This window comes from Pantoea sp. WMus005, assembly GCF_013415305.1.
Taxonomy (GTDB): Bacteria; Pseudomonadota; Gammaproteobacteria; order Enterobacterales; family Enterobacteriaceae; genus Pantoea; species Pantoea rara.
In genome coordinates this window covers 235,582-254,655 of sequence record NZ_JACBXU010000002.1, presented here as the reverse complement: position 1 = coordinate 254,655, position 19,074 = coordinate 235,582, and the positions used below count along the sequence as shown (strand labels likewise).

Here is a 19,074-nt window from a genome sequence, read left to right as displayed (position 1 = left end):
TATTACCCCTCCACCCTATATCTATTTCGGTGCTTATCAATTAAGATTGTTCTTTTACCTTTCAACAATCTTAACGAGTCCGCGCTTTTAGTTTTCTCAACAAATCTCCTAACCATTTCATCCAACTTTGCAACACTTTCTAAATTTTGCCTATTTGGCCTGTAACCTTGTGATATTTTAATGCATTGGATTATTGTATTGATGTCAATATCAATGACTAAAGAACAATCATTATTTAAAATTAATGGTATTGATATTTTGTCATAGGAAATTAGTTTATGCTTTTCGATGCTGTCCAAATCTGCTTGAACATTTATTTTATTGCATATTGAATAGCTTTCATGTGACCGGCTGACTATAAAACCTTCAGATCTTTCATTGAGCATTCTATTGGAGTATATTAAAACAGAGTTAACTATTAAACCTTCAATAATGTCCAGACACGCATTCTCATCAGCGCTATTCAATTCATCTTTTTCATAAATAGCAATTAATTTTAAATAATATTTCAGCGCCTTTTTAATAATGTCTTCTTCCTCTAAATCATATATAAACACATCCTCACTATAGTTTTTAAACATAAGAGAAGCTCTGATAATGCCTTTGGATGAAAGCTTATGACCCGTCAACAAGTTAAGTTTATCTTTTAGTTTTAATCCATCTTCTTCAAAACTATTTGTAGCATATTGAAGGTAAAAATCATCTATAGCCTTATTATGCAATTTAACTGGGTCCATCTTTTGAAAGCACTTGCTAAATGCGTTATCAAAGTCAGAAAAAACATTACCAACTATGCCGTCATCATTCTGTTTTGTAAGTATCTGGAAAATGAAATCTACAAATACTCTTGGTATTAAAAACTGCTCGTCTAGCAATCTTGCAAGACCAAACAATTCAATTAATTTATCTTGGAAACCAGGTAATGATAATACATCGAAGTTTTTTGAAATCATTCCTCCTGCTTTTTTATCTGATAAGTATAAATTATAAAAAGGGTTTTCATCTGACTTTTCGGTTAATTTATTTAAAAATGATTTTATAAAATCTGAAGTTATTACTTCCTTAGAAAAGGATATTCTGGGGTAACACTCAAAATCATAAAAGCTCACACCGCCAAAACTAAAACCTTTTTTCTTTCTGTTATTAAAATATCTTTCAATAGCATTTTTTATTTCACTGTGAGTGTCACAACCCTGTTTTATAAACTTCTGCAACATGCCAATGTTGATGCCAATAACTAACGGTTTTTCATTTTTTTTATATTCAACAAACCTATCATTGAGACATTCGACAGCCGATTTATGTTGGCTATTACTATGCGTGGCATCAAGATGGAATATAACCTCCTCCTTATGAGCTCCATACAGTTTTGTTAATATCTCTGATTTACCATCTCCCGAACTTCCACACAGGCATATTATTTCCTTATCTCCTGCTGCTATCTTTTTTAATTGCTCAGCCACATCTTCTTGAATTTCAGATTCAACATATAGATGATCTTTAAGCCTTTGAAATTCGTCTATATCACTACTCATCCTTAATGTTGACACTGAGTATTTTGATGATTTAGATAGCACATTTAAAGCTTCGTAGAAATTCAAAGTATCTTCTCCTATAACATAAATAACAATTCCCATTTTTTAATAATGGCTAACATGACTACTATTTCATACTATCTTAACTGCATTTCCGATAATCCATTAGCTGGAAAATTATGTTAATTAAAAATCATTAATTTTAGGTTAAACTAAAAAAGAAAATCGATATATTTTATAACGCCTCATAACTTATATTTAATATTTCACTTGGCGAGTAATGCCAGATTAAATTTTGATTTTTTATATTATTTATAAGTGTTAGTACATGACTTTATGACGTTTTGAGCTCACGCTACCGCCACAACCTTTTTTTGGCTGTAATGTAACATTTGAGACCTTGGTCACAACCTTAAACTAGCTGTTTGTTCCAAGATAATTATATATAATATTTTGAATAAAACATAAAGAAATCATTAACGATTCTGGACTATCATCCAACTACGATGATTGTTAGCGTAGACCACATTAATCGTGTTGAAGCTGTCAATAGCCCCTTTGATATACATCTCACATTATCTCAACCGTGATAATTTCAAAAATTAACTATTAGCAGTAAAATCTTTAGTTTTTTTCGTCATTTAATAATGAAAATATCGATGAAATGGTAGATATGTTGTTAGAAACAAAAAAAGCCGCCTTAAGGCAGCTTCTTTTCCTACAAGTCACTTCATATGGTGCCGAAGGCCGGAATCGAACCGGCACGCCTCGCGGCGGTTGATTTTGAATCAACTGCGTCTACCGATTTCGCCACTTCGGCACTGAAGGGTATGCGGAAAACGTTGAGGATTATACCGTTACCCCCTGTTTCCGCAACCCTTATCCGCAGACGACGGTGCAACTGCTGAAAAAACCGTCTTTTTGGATCTCAGGTTCACCGGCTTAACCCGAAACAGGCTTCACATCCGTCACCAGCGTCGGCAGATCCCAGGTGCCGCCCGCATGGATATAACGACACATGCCGGTCCCGCCGTCATAGCTTTTGCGGAAAGCCTTGCCGTCCCATACCCAGCTTTCCTGGCTCATGCAGTCGCCGATGCCCCGGCCTTTCTGCACATTGGTAATCTCGCCCTTGTCGTAATCCGACCCGGAAATCGTCACCAGCTCAGGCTTGCCTTTTAACTGGTTATCAATGACCCAGTAGCCATATCCTTCGTTATAAGCGGCACGCCAGCAGAGTGCCGAAAGCAAAGCATGGGTGTCATCCAGTGGCGTAAGCGTAAGTCCGTCGGTTTCCGGATCGCTGTTTTCTGCCGGTGAATAGAGGCTGTCGCACGTGTCATCGTCATTGTGATTGACCGTTGCAAGCAGCCGGGTTTTCAGTGCGTCGCTTTCAGAAGCGGTCATCAAACGGGGTTCGCCGCCGAGGGTTTTTGCTGCCTGGATCACCGGTGCAGGCACAGCCTTAGCTACGCTGCTTTCCGGTTTATTGCCCTTTTTGGTGAGCGCGCCTGGTGTGCCGATACGGCCCTGCACGTCGTCAGCTTTCAGCAGCACGGCATAAGCGCCCTCGCCGGAAAGCAGAAAAGGTTTTGTGCCGCCCTTAAACTCGACTTTACCGCTGCCTTTGACGGCGCTGATGACCGCAGAGGTCTGGCTGGCCGACATTCGCCAGTTGTCATCAGCTGCTACCAGATCGCCTGCTGATTTCCCGTCGATCCACAGCGTCAGCTTTTCCGCCGGTTTGCTGTCATCTTCGGTGTCGCCCAGCGTCACTTCGCCCACTATCTCAGTTCCCGGCCCAGCCGCACGGGTGAGCAGGATAGAGCCGGAGGGATCCTCTTCTTTGGCATAACCCGCAATGCGGCAGGTCCGAGTGTTGTCACAGACAACTTCCCAGTCTTTGTGCTCAAGCGTTTTTGCGCTCTGGGCGGCCTGAGCCGACAGGGAGAGCATCCCCAGCACGAAAAGCATCGGTTTACAGTTCACTTTATTCCCTTATGTTTTATTTCTGCCCGACCTGCGCGGATAGCGCCTGATTGTATCGAAGAAGATATGACGCTGTTATCTGTTTTTACCGTCCCCCAAACGCAAAAGAGCCAACCTCTCGGTTGGCCCCTTCATGCATATTTCAGCATCTTGCATGCTCAGCATCGGGTATCATCGATACCCGTCAGCGCCTGTTGTTGTCAGGATGAGCGCCTCAATGTGAGTGATCATGCAACTTACTTTCAACCTTGTCCTTCACTTCGCTGGCTTTCTCGCTCACCTTCTCAGTCAGGCTCTCTTTGTGGTCGCGATTATGCGCACCGGGTGACTGCGTCGCTGCACCCGCTGCGGCAGGTCTGCCCGCTGCGGTGGTACCCGGCAGCTCGCGCTCCAGACCACTTCGTGCATGGTCGATATCCACTTCCTGACGACGCACCGTGTCGTTAATGGTCTCGGTACGATCGCTGCCGTCAGTACGCACCACCACTTCTTCTTTCACGTGGGTCGTTTTATTGATCACCGGCTGCTCATGGGTCTCAGCGACCTCGACAGTTTTCTCTGACCAGTCCACTTCTCCGGCCAGCGCGGGTTCATTCACCGAGCGACGGAAGATGTCAGCGTGCTGCTCATGCAGCGAGATATCTTCAGATACGGTATCAGTCACGGTATAGCGTCGAACGCGGGTCGAGCCTTCACTGACCAGACGTTTACCCACTTCCACCTGCTCTTCGGCCAGACGCAGAATATCAGCTTCGCTCTCATCACCAGTCAGTGAGGTGCGTAGCGGCTCAGCCGGGCGGTCATTGGTCTCACCGGCAAACTGCTTACCTGCTGTCGGGTTGATGCCCGGCGCGGTGTTGCCATTATTAACTGAGCTTTGCATGCGTGACGGCACATCTACCGAATCATGAGAATGGAGAATTGTCATGGCGCGGGCCAGCTTCTCCTCCTCAGTGCGGATGGTCAGCACAACGCCGCCCTTGTCCATCGCTTTGGTATAGACATCCGCCTCATCTTTATCGACGTCGTGCCCGAACAGACGCTGCCACAGGCTCGGATGGCGAATAGACTGCCCTTCCTGCTGCAAACGTTCCCCACTGATAAGACTGATGTCCCGATCAGAAAAGCCTGCTTTCACGAGATTTCTTTTCGCGGCCTCTGCCTGAATTGCAGAATCGAACAGTGTTACGATTTTTTCCTGTGCCATGATAGGTTCCTCTCTGTTAGCTAATTTGATCGTCATCTCTTTCAACGTTCACCTGCTGCTTACGTCGGGTCACCACTTCCTGAAAAGGAACATTCTCCTGCACTTTTCGGATGTGGATCTCCTCTTTAAGCACCAGCTTTCTGACGATTTGGATTTCTTCCTCTACTACCGGGACAATCAGTACACCGTTCTTTTCCCTGATTTCAGGCATCGTTTCAACGATCTGCGCTTTCGCTACATGCTCAACCTCAACCTTCTCCCGGTTAAGCAGCGTACTGATGACCTCGTCATGTTCAGTTGTGGAACGGGTAACTCGGACATGTCCATCCACAATCTTTTGCTTCGTCAGGGCTATTTGCTCTTCTGCGAGTTTAAGCGTGACGTCTGCATTTTCATTGTGCTCTGGCTGTCCAGCCATATTATCGCTCCCGTTAAAAATTAAATCACAACTTCCTGACACAGTGATTAAGCATGAACACTCTCGCGAATTCCGCAAGGCGACATAATAAAAAATCTCGCCACCTCAATTTTATTTCGGCACATAAAACCACCTCTGAAAAAAGCGATTCGGCTTATTTTATCGCTGCGATTTAAAATTAAATAAGATATTAATCAATAACTTAATGAAAGTTAATTTCGCAGGTAAATATTAACACGCCAGACGCAACCACTTAAAATATCGCTTATAAGCAAAGCGGTAAATTTAATTTAAACCAGGACAATTCCTGACAAATACAGGTAAAAGCTCAAATAATCTTCCGGTAGCTCGCGCTTATTATCCGCCCCCAGTCATGGCCGTAAAGAATAACAACCCTCACACTCACCTGAATATTTCACGGCATCGATTACAGAACATTCTCAAACTTTTATCTGTGAAAGAAATTCAGGAACTTTCTGCTCCTCAGCCTTTCTTAGGAAAACAAATAAGTCCATACAGAGGTTGAGATGAAACGAGCACAACGCAGTGCGTGGGGATGGGGACTGGCGGCACTTCTGGTGGCGGGCAGTGCATCAGCGGCAAGCTGGCAGGATCAGCTGAGCAGTGCAGCATCACAGCTCAGCCAGCAGAACAACGGCAGTACAACCGGCACTACACAGCAGAATGGCGGCCTGTCGCTCTCATCTATTTCCAGCATGCTGGGCGGCGGCGATAAAGCGGTCAGCGCCAACAGCATGACCAATGCCGCGGGTGTGATGCAGTACTGTGTCGAACACAACGTGGTGAAAAACAATGTGCAGTCGGTGAAAGATCAGGTGCTGAGTAAGCTCGGTCTGAATACCACCACCGCACAGGAGCAGAAAACCGATTACACCCAGGGCGTGGCAGGCCTGCTGAACACCGGTAACGGCCAGCAGCTCAATCTGCAAAGCCTGAGCAACTCGCCGATGGGTGAGAAGCTGAAAACTAAAGCCTGTGACGTAGTACTGAAGCAGGGCAAAAACTTTATCTCGTGATCCCTCTCCTCTTCTCTCCCCTCTCTGCGCTGAGGGGAGCATTAAACGCCCCACTGCTGTGATGCCTGACATTCCCTTAACCTGGGGTTGAGCGCTATAGTGTTGTTTTGGTTTCTACAGGACAGCACGCATGAAAGGCATCAACATCGCACTTTACTTCGACCCCGATCAGATTCACGCCTGCGTTCACGAGCAGGATGACAGCTATCTCAGCAAAAAATTCGAGTATGACGATGGCGTGATTGAAGAGATCTACCAGTGGCTGGAGCAGTACGAGCCTAAACGCACCCACATCTGCCTGATTGAAAACGAAACTGCCGAGCTGCTGGCCGATGAGCTGGTCGACAGTGGATTCCGCGTCCATCAGGTCACCATGCATCAGCTGCTGAGCTGGTTCGCCACCGAGCCGCCTTCTACGCCAGACGGCACGCCAATGCGCGCGATGCTGCGCTTCCTGGAAGATGAACATCCACGCGAATATGAGTCGCGTACGCCGCAGACTGAAGCGCTGATGGAGATGTTCGACGAGCTGGATGCGCTGGAGATGGTTGATGACGCCGACGATGAAGACTCGCTGCCAGGCGATCTGCTGCGCGCCATGAAGAAGCACAAAATCACCGCCAGCGAAGCCGCCCGGCATCTGCTGCCGGACGTTAACGAACGTATCCGCGAGCATCTGATGCAGTACCCCGAACTGATGACGCCGGAAATCCTGCAGGACTTCTTCCCGGAGCTGCTTGAGGCGCTGGAGCGTCCGAAACACTAATCAGGGAGAGGGCACATGCTGGAGCTGATTAAAGCAGTGAGCCTGGGGCTGGTGGTGATCCTGCCGCTCGCCAATCCGCTCACCACCGTGGCGCTGTTTTTAGGTCTGGCAGGTGAGATGAACTTCCAGGAGCGTAACCGCCAGGCGCGGCAGGCTTCTATCTATGTTTTCGCCATCATGATGGTGGCGTGGTATGCGGGCAGTGCGGTGCTGAATACTTTCGGCATCTCCATTCCTGGCCTGCGTATGGCGGGCGGCCTGATCGTTGCCTTTATCGGCTTCCGGATGCTGTTCCCGGCGAAGCCCGCAGGGCATTCGGTAGAAGCGAAGCAGAAACTGGATGAGCAGGAGGCAACCAAAGAACCGGTGAACATCGCCTTTGTGCCGCTGGCAATGCCGAGCACGGCGGGGCCAGGAACCATTGCGATGATCATCTCTTCCGCTTCGACGGTAAGAAGTGGCGTCGATTTTCCTGCCTGGGTGATTAGTGTCGCGCCAGTGCTGACCTTCCTGCTGGTGAGCCTGATTCTGTGGATCTCCCTGCGCAGTTCGGGTGCCATCATGAAGCTGGTGGGTAAAAGCGGCATTGAGGCGATCTCGCGCCTGATGGGATTTTTACTGGTCTGTATGGGCGTGCAGTTCATCATTAACGGCGTGCTGGAAGTGGTGCGCACCTTTCACTGATCCGGAATGTCCCCTCTGCTGACCGGCTGAGGGGACAGCTCAATTACTTCAGCGTTTTACGTACTTCAGCAACCTGATCTTTGCTCACCGCTGGCGCGGTGTTGCTCCAGCCCTGACGAATAAAGGTCGCGAGCTTTGCGACTTCATCATCATTCAGCCGCTGCGCAAAGCCCGGCATCGCCAGCTTCGAAGGGGCTTTTTCGGTCGAAGGCTGCTGCGCGCCCGCCAGAATGGTGTGGATCAAGCCGGTTGGATCGTTAGCATTGACGATGGTGGCCCCATCCAGCTCCGGGAAAATCCCAGGTGCGCCTTTGCCGGTCACGAAATGACAGGCACCGCAGTTATCCAGATAGAGACGCTCGCCTTCGCTGAGGTTCTTCGCGGCGGTGAGTTTCGCTTCCGTTGCCTGCTGCGCCTGCACGCTGAACGCCTGCAATGGCGGATTGCCGCCCAGGAACTTCAGGTAGGCCGCGATGGCTTTCAGATCGGCATCGGTCATGTGTGAGGTGCTGTGCTCAACCACCGAGGTCATCTCACCGCCCACTGCCGCTTTATCGTTACGGCCGGTCTGCAGATAATCCACGATTTCCTGCTCGCTCCAGTGCGGCACACCGCGCAGTGACGGCACATCCCAGTTGTTCAGGCTGCCGCCTGCCAGGAATTTATCGTCGCCGCTATCCAGCGCTTTCTCGTTCATGCCCAGACCGCGCGGCGTATGGCAGCTGCCGCAGTGGCCCAGACTCTCCACGATATAGGCACCGCGGTTAACCTCGGCTGACGCGCCACCAATCGGCTGGAACGGCTTGTCAGACGCGAACGCCCAGTTCCAGAACCGCATGCCCCAGCGCTGGCTGAACGGGAAGCTCAGATCGGTTTCCGGCGGCTGTTCTGCGCTTGGCTGCACGCCTTTCATGAAATAGGCGTAGAGCGCATGGATATCGGCATCGCTGATTTTGGCGTAGTCAGGATAAGGCATGGCCGGATAGAGATGCGATCCGTCCGGTAATACGCCTTTACGCACCGCGTCAGAGAACTGCTGCTCGCTGTAGTTGCCGATACCATGTTGCTTATCGGGCGTGATGTTGGTGGAGAAAATGGTGCCGAGGTTCGACTCAATCGCCAGTCCGCCTGAATAGGCCGGTTTGCCGGGCAGCGAGTGGCACGCCATGCAGTCGCCCAGCCGGGAGAGATATTCGCCCTGCTTAATCAGTTGCGCTTCATCTTCGGCGTGAACCGGCAGCGCAAATCCACTGGCCAGCAGCACCGCGTTGGCAAAAATAAAAGACTTCAGTTTCAGCTTATTCATGCGCTTATGCCTGTACCAGTGGGCCGGGATTTTTCAGGTAATGATCTTTGATCGCCTGAGCCGCCATCAGGGTAATCGCACCGATGGTATCGGTCGGGTTCGCCTGGAAGTTCTGCGGGAAGGCGTTGCCGCCCGGCACAAAGACGTTATGCACATCCCAGCTCTGCAGATACTTGTTGAGTGCCGAGGTTTTCGGGTTATCGCCCATCACTGCGCCGCCCACGTTATGGGTAGAGACATATTTAGTGAGATCGAAATCCGCGCCCATCGGCAGGAAGCTCATGCTCATGCTGTCCGGGTTCAGCTCTTTGGCAATGTTGCCGACGATGCCTTTCAGATGCTGCTGCAGCTTCAGCTCGTTCTCTTTCCAGTTAAACGTCATACGCAGCAGAGGCAGCCCGCGGTGATCGTTGTAGTTCGGATCGAGATCCAGATAGATATCGCGGTAAGACTGGCAGGTGGTGGTGATGCTGATCTTCATCGAATGACCGTACCACTCTTCCAGACCTTCCTTGTAGCCCATGCCCCAGGTCGGCGTGCCTTTTGGCAGCGCGGTGCTGATTGGCGTACCGGTCGCCTGTGAGCTGTGGATCTTCGCACCGCCCAGGAAGCCGAGCGAAGGACCGTCGAAGTTGCCTGGCGAGATATCGTTAAACATCTGGCCGGTCGCGCCCGCCGTGGCGTACGGATTGAAGTTTTTATCTTTGAAGAACAGCGTCGCGCCGCCGTTCGACAGGAACGCGTAGTTACGCCCTACCACACCCTCTTCAGTAATCGGGTTGTAAGGCTTGCCGATGCCGGAGAGCAGCATCAGACGCACGTTGTAGAGCTGGAAGCTGCTCAGCACTACGATCTTCGCTGGCTGGAAGCATTCGTTGCCCTGTGCATCAATGTAGATCACGCCTTTCGCGGTTTTCTTATCATCATTCAGCACGACCTTGATCACTTCCGCGTTCACTTCATAAGAGAAGTTCGGCATGCGCTTCAGCGAATCCATGACTGCGGTCTGCGGCGACGCTTTGGAGTAGTTCAGGCAGGGATATTTACTGCAGTAGCCGCAGTAGTTGCACGGCGCGATCTGGTTGCCGTACGGGTTTTTCCACGCACGCGACACACAGGCTGACGGGTTCGGGAACGGATGGTAACCGAGTTTGGTCGCCACCTCTTTGAACATCACGTTGTTCAGTGTGTCATCCAGCGCAGGCAGCGGATAAGGCTCAGAACGCGGGCCTTCAAACGGATCGCCGCCTTCCAGAATTTTGCCGCGCAGGTTGCCGGTGTTGCCCGACTGGCCGCAAATCAGTTCGAATTTGTAGTAATAAGGTTCGATCTCTTCCCAGCTGAACGGGAAGTCCATTACCCGCATATCATCCTGCAGAATGCCCGGCTTATACGCCTCGTCGACATAGGTCTTCAGTTTGATATCGGTTGGCGTCGGACGGATCAGTACCGCTGTCCAGTGCAGGCCAGAACCCCCTACGCCGGTGCCCGGTGCAAAGGCGCCCCATTTACGGGTGGGTAATGCGGTCTGGCTGCTGTTGTAGCGCACGGTGACCGCCACTTCGGCGGGCGTGGCAAACACTTTGTTGCGCACCGCATAGGCGTATTCATCCGCCGGTTTCGGGTAGGCGAACTCGTCGTAATCACGATCGCCGCCGCGCTCCAGCGCGCGCACGTCCAGACCGGCCAGCGCCAGCTCGATGCTCATCAGCGAGCCTGCCCAGCCGAGGCCGCAGACCACGACGTCGACTTCTTTTTTAGTAACCTGTGCCATGATAATCCTGTTTCAAATACCTGATGTGGAAGCGCGTTATGCGCGTTCACCTTTGATGCTGACCGGGCCGAGCGGATAAGGCACGTTGTGCTGTTTCACCCATTCGGTGAAGCTGGCACGCGCGCCCGGGAATCCGATGGCGATCCAGGCTTTCATGCCTTTATTACCGCCGTACATCGGGTCGGCCAGGTAGCCATGCTTGGTATCTGAAAGCAGCTGGCTGAAAAAGTGAGAAGGCTTAAGATCGGCTTCGCCCAGCGCGGCAAAGTCGATCTCATTTTTGTTTACCTGGGTCAGCACCGCATCTTTCTCTTCCAGCGTCAGCGCATGAAACGCTTTCTGATGCGTGTTCTGCGACCACTGATTAATCAGCCGGATACCGGTCTGATACATCTGCTGAGGGCGGAACGGAATCTGATAACCCATGGTGGCTGGCGCCTGGGTATTAAAAGGCCCCTGCAGGTAGATTTCGCTGCCAAACGCTTCGCTGTGCAGCTGCTGATCGATAAAGATCGGCACGTTGGTTTCCAGCGCGCCCGGCGCTTTGCCTTTGCCGCCCGCCGGAATCAGACGGTCGGTGGCGGCCAGAATGAACTGCCACTCATCGGCACTAAAAAAAATGGGTTTGTAATCGGCTAACTCGGGTGCGGCCATCTCTGCAGCCTGTGCCGCAGTCATGCCTTTCAGGACCAGCTCACTTAATGGCAATGCCAGCAGTGAACCGAGCAAAAATTTACGCCTGGTGGTGGGTTTTTCTAACAGCATATCCGCACGACTCTCATCTGCTAAATACCCGCTTTATTTGTTATGGCGCAGTAAGGCTGAGTGCAGGCAGGAAACGCTCCGCAGAGGTTAACGCATACAACAAAGACCACGGCAGAACAGATAAGGGCGGGTAGAATTATGTATCGGTGACTAACGGAACCTATCGGTTAATAACCTGGTAATATTAGGGATATATGTGTGTCTGAATGTAAAAATTGAATTTAAAATGTGTCGATGTGAAAGTTTATCATGGTGTTGCGGAGAGGTTGCAGACAGGTAAAAGAATTACAGCGCGGGAATTGCAGCTAAAACCGCATAAACATCGGGTGCTTAGCCTTTATGACGCAGAATAGAGGGTTATTATTTTCGCCCTGTCATCATCACGCAGAATAACCGATAAAAAAATATCATACTTCCATACCAGAGAATGGTTCTCATCGTTAACAGTATAGTTACTTCGATAGTCATACAATCAGACTGTGCGCAATTTGTGATCGGCTGAGTAAAACCGGCTTTATTTCGCCCGCTGCAAAATGACGATGGAATAATGACTGATCGTTATTATCTTGTTTTGTCCCTTTGCCTGAATCTCTACGCTAATAATTGTGCAAAGCTCATAACAAACCGGCATTTTGAGATTATCGGGCGCCCGATAGAGTAGAGCGATTAACGACTCAGGATAACTCCCGATGCGCAAAACGCGACTCTCACTCTCTTTATTCACTGCCCTGGCACTGGTTCATCCGGCACATGCCGCCACGCCTGCTGACACGCTGGTGGTCGCCGTGCCACTTGATGGCATCATCAGTTTCGATCCGGCGGAAAGTTTTGAAACCATCAGTAACAGCAGCCTGCGCAATATCTACCAGACGCTGCTGGAGCCGGATCACCAGAACCCTCAGCAGCTCTCGCCACTGGCGGCCACGCGCTGGCTGGCCGGAAAAACGCCCCACAGCCTGGTGTTCGACCTCAATCCGCAGGCCCGCTTCGCCAGCGGCAATTCTCTGACCGCGCAGGATGTGGTGTTCTCATTAACCCGTGCGGTAAAACTCAACAAAGCGCCCTCTTTTATCCTCGGCGAATTTGGCTGGACGCCAGAAAATATCGACCAGCAGTTTACGGTGATCAACGACCACCAGCTTGCGCTGCGCTGGCCCGCTGAAATCGGCAGCGATCTGGCGCTGCGCCTGCTGACCGCGCCTGTCGCCTCCATCGTCGACAGCAAACTGGCGCAGGAGCACGCCAGCAGCAACGATTACGGCAATGCCTGGCTGAAGAACCACTCCGCTGGCAGTGCCGCCTATGCCATCAAACAGTTTGTGCCGCTGCAGGCGCTGGTGCTGGAGGCCAATCCTCACAGCAGCCAGAAGCCGTATCTGAAGCGCGTATTACTCAAGGGCGTGGCCGATCCCGGCAGCCGCCGTCTGTTGATCCAGCAGGGTGATGTCGATGTCGCCTGTCAGCTTGGCCCGGACCAGATTGCTGCGCTGAAAAATACTGCCAGTGTGCGTGTCGAGGCCTTTCCGTCCAGCCTGATTTACTACATCGGGCTTAACACCCAAAGCCCGCAACAACCCGCGCTGGGGAATCCGGCGCTGTGGCAGGCGGCTCGCTGGCTGGTTGACTATGACAGCCTGGCAAACCAGCTGCTGAAAGGTCAGTACCGTATCCATCAGAGCTTCCTGCCGGACGGCTTCGATAGTGCGCTGAACAGCACGCCGTTCCATTACGATCTGAAAAAAGCCCAGGCGATCCTGCAAAAAGGCGGCATTAAACCCGGCACGCATATCGCGCTGACGGTGGTGAATCAGCCGCCTTATATCGATGTGGCGCAGGCGCTGCAGGCAAGCTTTGCCAAAGCGGATGTGCAGCTCGATATCCAGCCGGTGGCGGAATCAGAGCTGTGGAGCAAAATGCGCAGCCGCAACTTCCAGGCAATATTCTCTTACTGGGGCGCGGACTATATCGACCCCAATACCAACGCCAGCACCTTTGCCTCAAATGTGCCAGGCGGCGGCAAAACCCTGGCGTGGCGCGTCGGCTGGTCCATTCCGGAACTCAGCGCCCAGACCCGCGCTGCCGCCGGAGAAGGCGACGCCGTGAAACGTCGCAACCTCTATACCGGGCTGCAAACCCGCATCCAGCAGGATTCGCCGTTTATCGTCCTCTTACAGGGCGCAGTACAGGTGGCAGTGCGCAGTAACCTCAGTCACCTGCAGCAGGGTATCGGTGTCAGCCTGCTTAATTTTGAAGAGGTGCAGAAGTAACTCTGGTTCAGGCCGCTGCTTTATGGAGCCGCGGTCTTTTTTGGTGAATAGTTCTCCTCCTGTGCCGCCCCGGCTTGCTATCCTTCAGGCATAACCTTCAGCCTGAGAGTGGAAAATCATGACTTCCCCGCTACTGATTGCCCGGACGCCAGACGTCGAACTTCATCTGTTACCGCAAATGGCTAACCGTCATGGCCTCATCACCGGCGCGACCGGTACAGGTAAAACCGTCACGCTGCAGAAGCTGGCAGAGTCGTTCTCCGCCAGTGGCGTGCCGGTCTTTATGGCCGACGTCAAAGGCGATTTGACCGGTGTGGCGATGGCGGGTCAGTCCAGTGAAAAGCTGCAGGAGAGACTGATAAAAATCGGCGTCACCGACTGGCAGCCGCAAGGTAATCCGGTCGTGCTGTGGGATATCTTCGGCGAGAAAGGTCATCCGGTGCGCGCCACCGTCTCCGATCTTGGGCCGCTGCTGCTGGCGCGACTGCTGAACCTGAATGAAGTGCAGAGCGGCGTCCTGCAGATTATTTTCCGCATCGCCGATGACCAGGGTTTGCTGCTGCTGGATTTTAAAGACCTGCGCGCCATGACCCGGTACATTGGCGACAACGCCAAAAGCTTCCAGACCCATTATGGCAACATCAATAGCGCCTCGGTCGGTGCGATCCAGCGCGGCTTACTGACGCTGGAGCAACAGGGTGCGGAACACTTCTTTGGTGAACCGATGCTGGATATCGCCGACTGGATGCGCGTCGACAGCAACGGCAAAGGCGTCATCAATATCCTCTCTGCGGAGAAGCTCTACCAGATGCCGAAACTCTACGCCACCAGCCTGTTGTGGCTGCTGTCGGAGCTTTACGAACATCTGCCGGAAGCAGGCGATCTCGATCAGCCAAAGCTGGTGTTCTTCTTTGATGAGGCGCATCTGCTGTTTACCGACGCACCTGCGGTACTGCTGGAGAAAATCGAACAGGTGATGCGGCTGATCCGCTCCAAAGGCGTCGGCGTCTGGTTTGTTACCCAGAATCCAGGAGATATTCCCGATCGGGTGCTGGGTCAGCTTGGCAACCGCGTCCAGCATGCCCTGCGCGCCTTCACCCCCAACGATCAGAAAGCGGTGAAAACGGCCGCCGATACGCTGCGCGCCAACCCGGCGTTTGACAGTGTTGAGGCGATTCAGGCGCTGGGTACAGGTGAAGCGCTAATCTCCTTCCTGGATGCCAAAGGCAGCCCGTCGGTCGTGGAACGCGCCATGGTGATTGCGCCCGGCTCGCGCATGGGCCCGGTCACTGGCGATGAACGTAACGGTCTGATCAATCATTCCCCGCTGTATGGTAAATATGACACTGAAGTCGATCGCGAATCGGCGTTTGAAACGTTGCAAAAAGGCTTCCAGGCCGCCAGCGATGAGGCCAGCGCACCACCGGCCAAAGGCGATGATGTCGCGGTCGATAATGGCATTCTCGGTGGTCTGAAAGAGATTTTATTTGGCCGCACCGGCCCACGCGGCGGTAAACACGACGGCGTAGTGCAGACCATGGCGAAAAGCGCCACGCGTCAGATTACCAATCAGATCATCCGTGGGGTACTCGGCAGCCTGCTGGGTGGCCGTCGCCGATGAGCCCGGCTCTCTGCTAAGATCAGGTTATGGATAAACAACACGAACTCAATCGGATGAAACGTCTGGCGCTGCTGCTGTTGCTGCTTGCCGCTGCGACGTTCATCGTCACCCTTTTCCTGCCACCCGGCTTCTGGGTCAGCGGCGTAAAAGCGATAGCGGAGGCCGCGATGGTCGGCGCGCTGGCAGACTGGTTTGCGGTGGTGGCGCTGTTCCGGCGCGTGCCGGTGCCCTTCATCTCGCGCCATACCGCCATCATCCCGCGCAACAAAGATCGTATCGGCGAAAACCTCGGGCGCTTTGTGCAGGAGAAGTTTCTTGATACCGATTCACTGCTGAATCTCATTCGCCGTCACGATCCTTCAAACCTGCTGGCGCAGTGGCTGAATGCGCCGGGCAACGCGGACCGCATCGGTCGCCATCTGCTTCAGGTGATGCGTGGCTTCCTCGATCTGACCGATGACGCACGTATCCAGACCTTTATGCGCCGCGCCGTACATCGTGCGATCGACAAGGTCGATCTCAGCCAGACCAGTGCCATGGTGCTGGAGAGCCTGACCAAAAATAACCGTCATCAGGCGCTGCTGGACGCGGCCATCGAACAGCTGCTGAAGCTGCTGCATAAACCCGCAACTCGCGAGTTCATTGCCATGCAGCTGGTGCGCTGGCTGAAACGCGAACATCCTATCAAAGCCAAAATGTTGCCGACCGAATGGCTGGGCGAGCACAGTGCAGAACTGGTGGCAAACGCGGTCGATTCGCTGCTGGATGATGTGGCGCTGGATCAGGGCCATGAGCTGCGTCTCGGTTTCAATCGGGCGGTCGACAAGCTGATCGTTAAATTGCAGAACGACCCGGAAATGGCCGAGCGCGCCGAAGAGATCAAAGGCTGGCTGAAAGAGGATGTCTCATTCAACCGCTACATCGGCGAGCTGTGGAATGACATGCGCAACTGGCTCAAGGCGGATCTCAGCAGTGATGATTCACGGGTGCAGGAGAAAGTGCGCGGTGCGGCCCTGTGGCTGGGCGAAACCCTGGCAGCCGACCCGGCGCTGCGTGATTCAATGAACCAGCATCTGGAGCAGGCGGCGCGCAGTGTTGCGCCTGAGTTCGCCAGCTTCCTGACGCGACATATCAGCGACACCGTAAAGAGCTGGGATGCGCGCGATATGTCGCAGCAGATCGAACTCAATATCGGCAAAGACCTGCAGTTTATCCGCATCAACGGCACGCTGGTGGGCGGCACCATCGGGCTGATTCTTTATCTGCTGTCGCAATTGCCCGCTGCCCTGCCTGCACTGTCAGGCTGGATAAGCAGTGTGACCTGAAGCCGCTCCACGCGACTGAAACCGCTACGCACAGCCGACGCACAAACGTAAAGCGATGGGAGTAGCAAAGCATCGCGGGCCATTACACGGGTCACAAAAAAAGGCCGCTTGCGCGGCCTTTTTTTTACTGCATTTACTGCGCTTAGCGCCGCTTAATCAACATAAACATACTGATCGCAAAGAACGCAAAGCTCGGCAGAATCGCCCCCAGAATTGGTGGCAGACCGTACACCAGACTCAGTGGGCCGAAAATCTGGTCCAGCACGTAGAACAGGAAGCCAAAGCTGATACCGGTCACTACACGTACACCCATCGACACGCTGCGCAGCGGACCAAAGATAAACGACAGCGCCATCAGCATCATCACCGCGACGGACAGCGGCTGGAAAATCTTGCTCCACATATTCAGCTGATACCGTCCCGCTTCCTGACCACTCTGCTTCAGATATTTACTGTAGCTATGCAGACCGCGAATCGATAATGCATCAGGATCGAGCGCGACCACACCCAGCTTGTCCGGCGTCAGATTGGTTTTCCATTCGCCACTCAGGCTCTGCGAACCGGTAATCTGCTTCGGATCGGTGAGGTTCGACTCATCGACCTGCGACAACATCCAGCGCTTCTTTGCCGCATCCCAGGTCGCCGTCGCCGCGTAACGCACGCTCTGCAGACGACGCTGATCGTTAAAGCTGTAGATGCTCACGCCATCGATTTCGTTGTCACCTTTAATGCGCTCGATAAAGATAAAGTTATTGCCATCTTTCGCCCACAGACCGTTCTGGGTCGAGACCAGTGCGCCGCCGTAAAGCTGCTGAGCCCGGTAGTTGCGCGCCATCTGCTCGCCCGACGGCGCGACAAACTCACCAATCGCCATAGTCAGCAGCACCAGCGGAATCGCCGTTTTCATTACTGAAAGCGCCACCTGCATGCGGGTAAAGCCTGCCGCCTGCATCACCACCAGCTCACTGCGCTGCGCCAGCGCGCCCAGTCCCAGCAGCGCGCCCAGCAGGGCCGCCATCGGGAAGAAAATCTCAATATCTTTGGGCACGCTCAACAGGGTGTAATAACCGGCACTCAGGGCGCTATAGCTGCCCTGACCGGTCTTACGCAGCTGATCAACGAACTTGATGATGCCGGACAGCGACACCAGCATGAACAGAGTCAGCATGATGGTATTGAAGATGGTTTTACCGATATAGCGGTCAAGTACGCGAAACATCAGACCGACCCTCCGCGGGTAAAGCGGGCGCGAATCCGACGCATCGGCACGGTATCCCACAGGTTAAGGAGCACCGCCAGCACCAGATAACTGATATTCACCACCCACATCCAGATAGCCGGATCGAGGCGCCCTTTTGCTCCGCTCGACTTCAGCGAGCTCTGCAACAGGAAGAAGATCAGATAAAGCAGCATGGCAGGCAGCATTGACAGCACGCGTCCCTGACGTGGGTTCACCACGCTGAGCGGCACCACCATCAGCGCCATCACCAGCACCGCAAATACCAGCGTCAGACGCCAGTGCAACTCGGCCTGGAAATCAGGTGTCTTGTTCGCGAACAGATCGGTCATGCTCGCCTGCTCTGCATCGTTAGGATCGAGCGTTGCCGCTTTATATCCCACAATGGCCTGATAGTTGGTGAAGTCAGTGATACGGAAGTCACGCAGCAGTGCCGTGCCCTCAAAGCGGGTGCCTTTATCCAGCGTCACCACCTGCGAGCCATCTTTATGCTGCTCCATATGACCGCTGTCAGCCAGCACCACCGAAGGACGCGCGTTCCCTTTAGGCCGTAACTGCGCCAGGAACACGTTACCAAAGTGGTTGCCCTTCACATTCTCGACAAACAGCACGGCGCTGCCGTCGCTGGAGGTCTGGAACTGTCCGGCGGCCATTGCTGCCGCACCCGGGTTCGCTTTGGCGTTCTGCGTCACTTCATCCTGATAACGGGATGACCACGGTCCCAGCCAGATAACGTTCACTGCCGCCACCACCGAGGTAAACAGCATCAGAACCATCGCCGCTTTAACCAGGACAGCCTTACTCAGGCCGCAGGCGTGCATCACGGTAATTTCACTTTCCGTGTAGAGACGCCCCAGCGTCATCAGGATCGCCAGAAACAGACTTAAGGGCAGTATAAGTTGTGCCATTTGAGGCACACCGAGTCCTAACAACGTCAGAACGAGGTTTGTCGGCACTTCGCCATCCACCGCGGCACCCAGTATCCTGACCAGCTTCTGACAAAAGAAGATGAGTAGCAGGATAAAGAGGATAGCCAGCTGGCTTTTGAGCGTTTCCCGAACCAGATATCTAATGATGATCACGCTTAGTACGCCTGTGAAAACTTGTCTTTTTGCAGGAAAATCGCTAGTTTCAACGCTTATC

General features: G+C 52.7%; 15 protein-coding genes and 1 tRNA gene. 6 read left to right on the top strand and 10 right to left on the bottom strand.

Annotation, left to right across the window (positions count from 1 at the left end; translation table 11 throughout):
* Positions 1-2: 2 nt before the first annotated feature.
* The 5 genes from dptF to HZZ01_RS11530 form a co-directional block, all read right to left on the bottom strand.
* Entirely contained in the window at positions 3-1,637 is a 1,635-nt protein-coding gene (dptF, locus tag HZZ01_RS11550; RefSeq protein ID WP_179897463.1) for a DNA phosphorothioation-dependent restriction protein DptF, read from the bottom strand.
* Between the two features lie 633 nt (positions 1,638-2,270).
* Positions 2,271-2,355, bottom strand: a tRNA-Leu gene (locus HZZ01_RS11545).
* A 122-nt stretch (positions 2,356-2,477) separates the two neighbouring features.
* Positions 2,478-3,509: a DUF1176 domain-containing protein gene (locus tag HZZ01_RS11540; RefSeq protein WP_179897842.1), complete on the bottom strand. Its 1,032-nt coding sequence runs from the start codon at positions 3,507-3,509 to the stop codon at positions 2,478-2,480.
* A 229-nt stretch (positions 3,510-3,738) separates the two neighbouring features.
* Positions 3,739-4,731: a YsnF/AvaK domain-containing protein gene (locus tag HZZ01_RS11535; protein ID WP_179897461.1), complete on the bottom strand. Its 993-nt coding sequence runs from the start codon at positions 4,729-4,731 to the stop codon at positions 3,739-3,741.
* A 16-nt stretch (positions 4,732-4,747) separates the two neighbouring features.
* Positions 4,748-5,149 carry a DUF2382 domain-containing protein gene (locus HZZ01_RS11530; protein WP_179897459.1) on the bottom strand — a complete coding sequence of 134 codons (402 nt, stop codon included), beginning with the start codon at positions 5,147-5,149 and terminating at the stop codon, positions 4,748-4,750.
* 527 nt (positions 5,150-5,676) lie between these two features.
* On the opposite strand from HZZ01_RS11530, the gene HZZ01_RS11525 reads away from it, so the two are divergent.
* The 3 genes from HZZ01_RS11525 to HZZ01_RS11515 all read left to right on the top strand — a co-directional run bounded on the left by HZZ01_RS11525 (position 5,677) and on the right by HZZ01_RS11515 (position 7,636).
* Complete coding sequence (locus HZZ01_RS11525) at positions 5,677-6,186, top strand: DUF2501 domain-containing protein (RefSeq protein ID WP_179897457.1); 510 nt, start codon at positions 5,677-5,679, stop codon at positions 6,184-6,186.
* A 130-nt stretch (positions 6,187-6,316) separates the two neighbouring features.
* Positions 6,317-6,952: a hypothetical protein gene (locus tag HZZ01_RS11520; RefSeq protein WP_179897455.1), complete on the top strand. Its 636-nt coding sequence runs from the start codon at positions 6,317-6,319 to the stop codon at positions 6,950-6,952.
* 15 nt (positions 6,953-6,967) lie between these two features.
* Positions 6,968-7,636: a MarC family NAAT transporter gene (locus HZZ01_RS11515; RefSeq protein ID WP_136197793.1), complete on the top strand. Its 669-nt coding sequence runs from the start codon at positions 6,968-6,970 to the stop codon at positions 7,634-7,636.
* Between the two features lie 43 nt (positions 7,637-7,679).
* On the opposite strand, the gene HZZ01_RS11510 is transcribed toward HZZ01_RS11515, so the two are convergent.
* Genes HZZ01_RS11510 through HZZ01_RS11500 form a run of 3 tightly spaced genes read right to left on the bottom strand, consistent with a single transcriptional unit; the run spans position 7,680 to position 11,481 of the window.
* Positions 7,680-8,942, bottom strand: coding sequence for a cytochrome c (locus tag HZZ01_RS11510; RefSeq protein ID WP_179897453.1), 1,263 nt, complete (start codon positions 8,940-8,942; stop codon positions 7,680-7,682).
* A 4-nt stretch (positions 8,943-8,946) separates the two neighbouring features.
* Entirely contained in the window at positions 8,947-10,716 is a 1,770-nt protein-coding gene (locus HZZ01_RS11505; protein ID WP_135910279.1) for a GMC family oxidoreductase, read from the bottom strand.
* Positions 10,717-10,752: 36 nt separating this feature from the next.
* Positions 10,753-11,481, bottom strand: coding sequence for a gluconate 2-dehydrogenase subunit 3 family protein (locus tag HZZ01_RS11500; protein ID WP_179897451.1), 729 nt, complete (start codon positions 11,479-11,481; stop codon positions 10,753-10,755).
* Positions 11,482-12,170: 689 nt separating this feature from the next.
* Here HZZ01_RS11500 and HZZ01_RS11495 point away from each other — a divergent pair.
* The 3 genes from HZZ01_RS11495 to HZZ01_RS11485 all read left to right on the top strand — a co-directional run bounded on the left by HZZ01_RS11495 (position 12,171) and on the right by HZZ01_RS11485 (position 16,694).
* The gene (locus HZZ01_RS11495) at positions 12,171-13,748 is read left to right on the top strand and encodes an ABC transporter substrate-binding protein (protein WP_179897449.1); all 1,578 of its coding nucleotides are present in this window, start codon (positions 12,171-12,173) and stop codon (positions 13,746-13,748) included.
* A gap of 118 nt (positions 13,749-13,866) precedes the next feature.
* Positions 13,867-15,369, top strand: coding sequence for a helicase HerA-like C-terminal domain-containing protein (locus HZZ01_RS11490; protein WP_179897447.1), 1,503 nt, complete (start codon positions 13,867-13,869; stop codon positions 15,367-15,369).
* Positions 15,370-15,395: 26 nt separating this feature from the next.
* Positions 15,396-16,694, top strand: coding sequence for a DUF445 domain-containing protein (locus HZZ01_RS11485; RefSeq protein WP_179897446.1), 1,299 nt, complete (start codon positions 15,396-15,398; stop codon positions 16,692-16,694).
* A gap of 142 nt (positions 16,695-16,836) precedes the next feature.
* On the opposite strand, the gene lptG is transcribed toward HZZ01_RS11485, so the two are convergent.
* Both lptG and lptF read right to left on the bottom strand, forming a co-directional pair.
* Positions 16,837-17,913, bottom strand: a complete 1,077-nt coding sequence (gene lptG / locus HZZ01_RS11480; protein WP_179897444.1) for an LPS export ABC transporter permease LptG — start codon at positions 17,911-17,913, stop codon at positions 16,837-16,839.
* A complete protein-coding gene (lptF, locus tag HZZ01_RS11475; protein WP_179897442.1) occupies positions 17,913-19,013 on the bottom strand; it encodes an LPS export ABC transporter permease LptF in 1,101 nt (366 codons plus the stop codon). Before lptF ends, lptG begins: the two co-directional genes overlap by 1 nt.
* Positions 19,014-19,074: the final 61 nt, after the last annotated feature.

What these genes read in the sequence shown, in the direction of transcription:
- HZZ01_RS11535 (WP_179897461.1), bottom strand. Translation starts at nt 4,731, where the DNA reads ATGGCACAGGAAAAAATCGTAACACTGTTCGATTCTGCAATTCAGGCA.
- dptF (WP_179897463.1), bottom strand. Translation starts at nt 1,637, where the DNA reads ATGGGAATTGTTATTTATGTTATAGGAGAAGATACTTTGAATTTCTAC.
- HZZ01_RS11515 (WP_136197793.1), top strand. Translation starts at nt 6,968, where the DNA reads ATGCTGGAGCTGATTAAAGCAGTGAGCCTGGGGCTGGTGGTGATCCTG.
- HZZ01_RS11530 (WP_179897459.1), bottom strand. Translation starts at nt 5,149, where the DNA reads ATGGCTGGACAGCCAGAGCACAATGAAAATGCAGACGTCACGCTTAAA.
- HZZ01_RS11505 (WP_135910279.1), bottom strand. Translation starts at nt 10,716, where the DNA reads ATGGCACAGGTTACTAAAAAAGAAGTCGACGTCGTGGTCTGCGGCCTC.
- HZZ01_RS11520 (WP_179897455.1), top strand. Translation starts at nt 6,317, where the DNA reads ATGAAAGGCATCAACATCGCACTTTACTTCGACCCCGATCAGATTCAC.
- HZZ01_RS11495 (WP_179897449.1), top strand. Translation starts at nt 12,171, where the DNA reads ATGCGCAAAACGCGACTCTCACTCTCTTTATTCACTGCCCTGGCACTG.
- HZZ01_RS11485 (WP_179897446.1), top strand. Translation starts at nt 15,396, where the DNA reads ATGGATAAACAACACGAACTCAATCGGATGAAACGTCTGGCGCTGCTG.
- lptG (WP_179897444.1), bottom strand. Translation starts at nt 17,913, where the DNA reads ATGTTTCGCGTACTTGACCGCTATATCGGTAAAACCATCTTCAATACC.
- HZZ01_RS11510 (WP_179897453.1), bottom strand. Translation starts at nt 8,942, where the DNA reads ATGAATAAGCTGAAACTGAAGTCTTTTATTTTTGCCAACGCGGTGCTG.
- HZZ01_RS11490 (WP_179897447.1), top strand. Translation starts at nt 13,867, where the DNA reads ATGACTTCCCCGCTACTGATTGCCCGGACGCCAGACGTCGAACTTCAT.
- HZZ01_RS11500 (WP_179897451.1), bottom strand. Translation starts at nt 11,481, where the DNA reads ATGCTGTTAGAAAAACCCACCACCAGGCGTAAATTTTTGCTCGGTTCA.
- HZZ01_RS11525 (WP_179897457.1), top strand. Translation starts at nt 5,677, where the DNA reads ATGAAACGAGCACAACGCAGTGCGTGGGGATGGGGACTGGCGGCACTT.
- HZZ01_RS11540 (WP_179897842.1), bottom strand. Translation starts at nt 3,509, where the DNA reads ATGCTTTTCGTGCTGGGGATGCTCTCCCTGTCGGCTCAGGCCGCCCAG.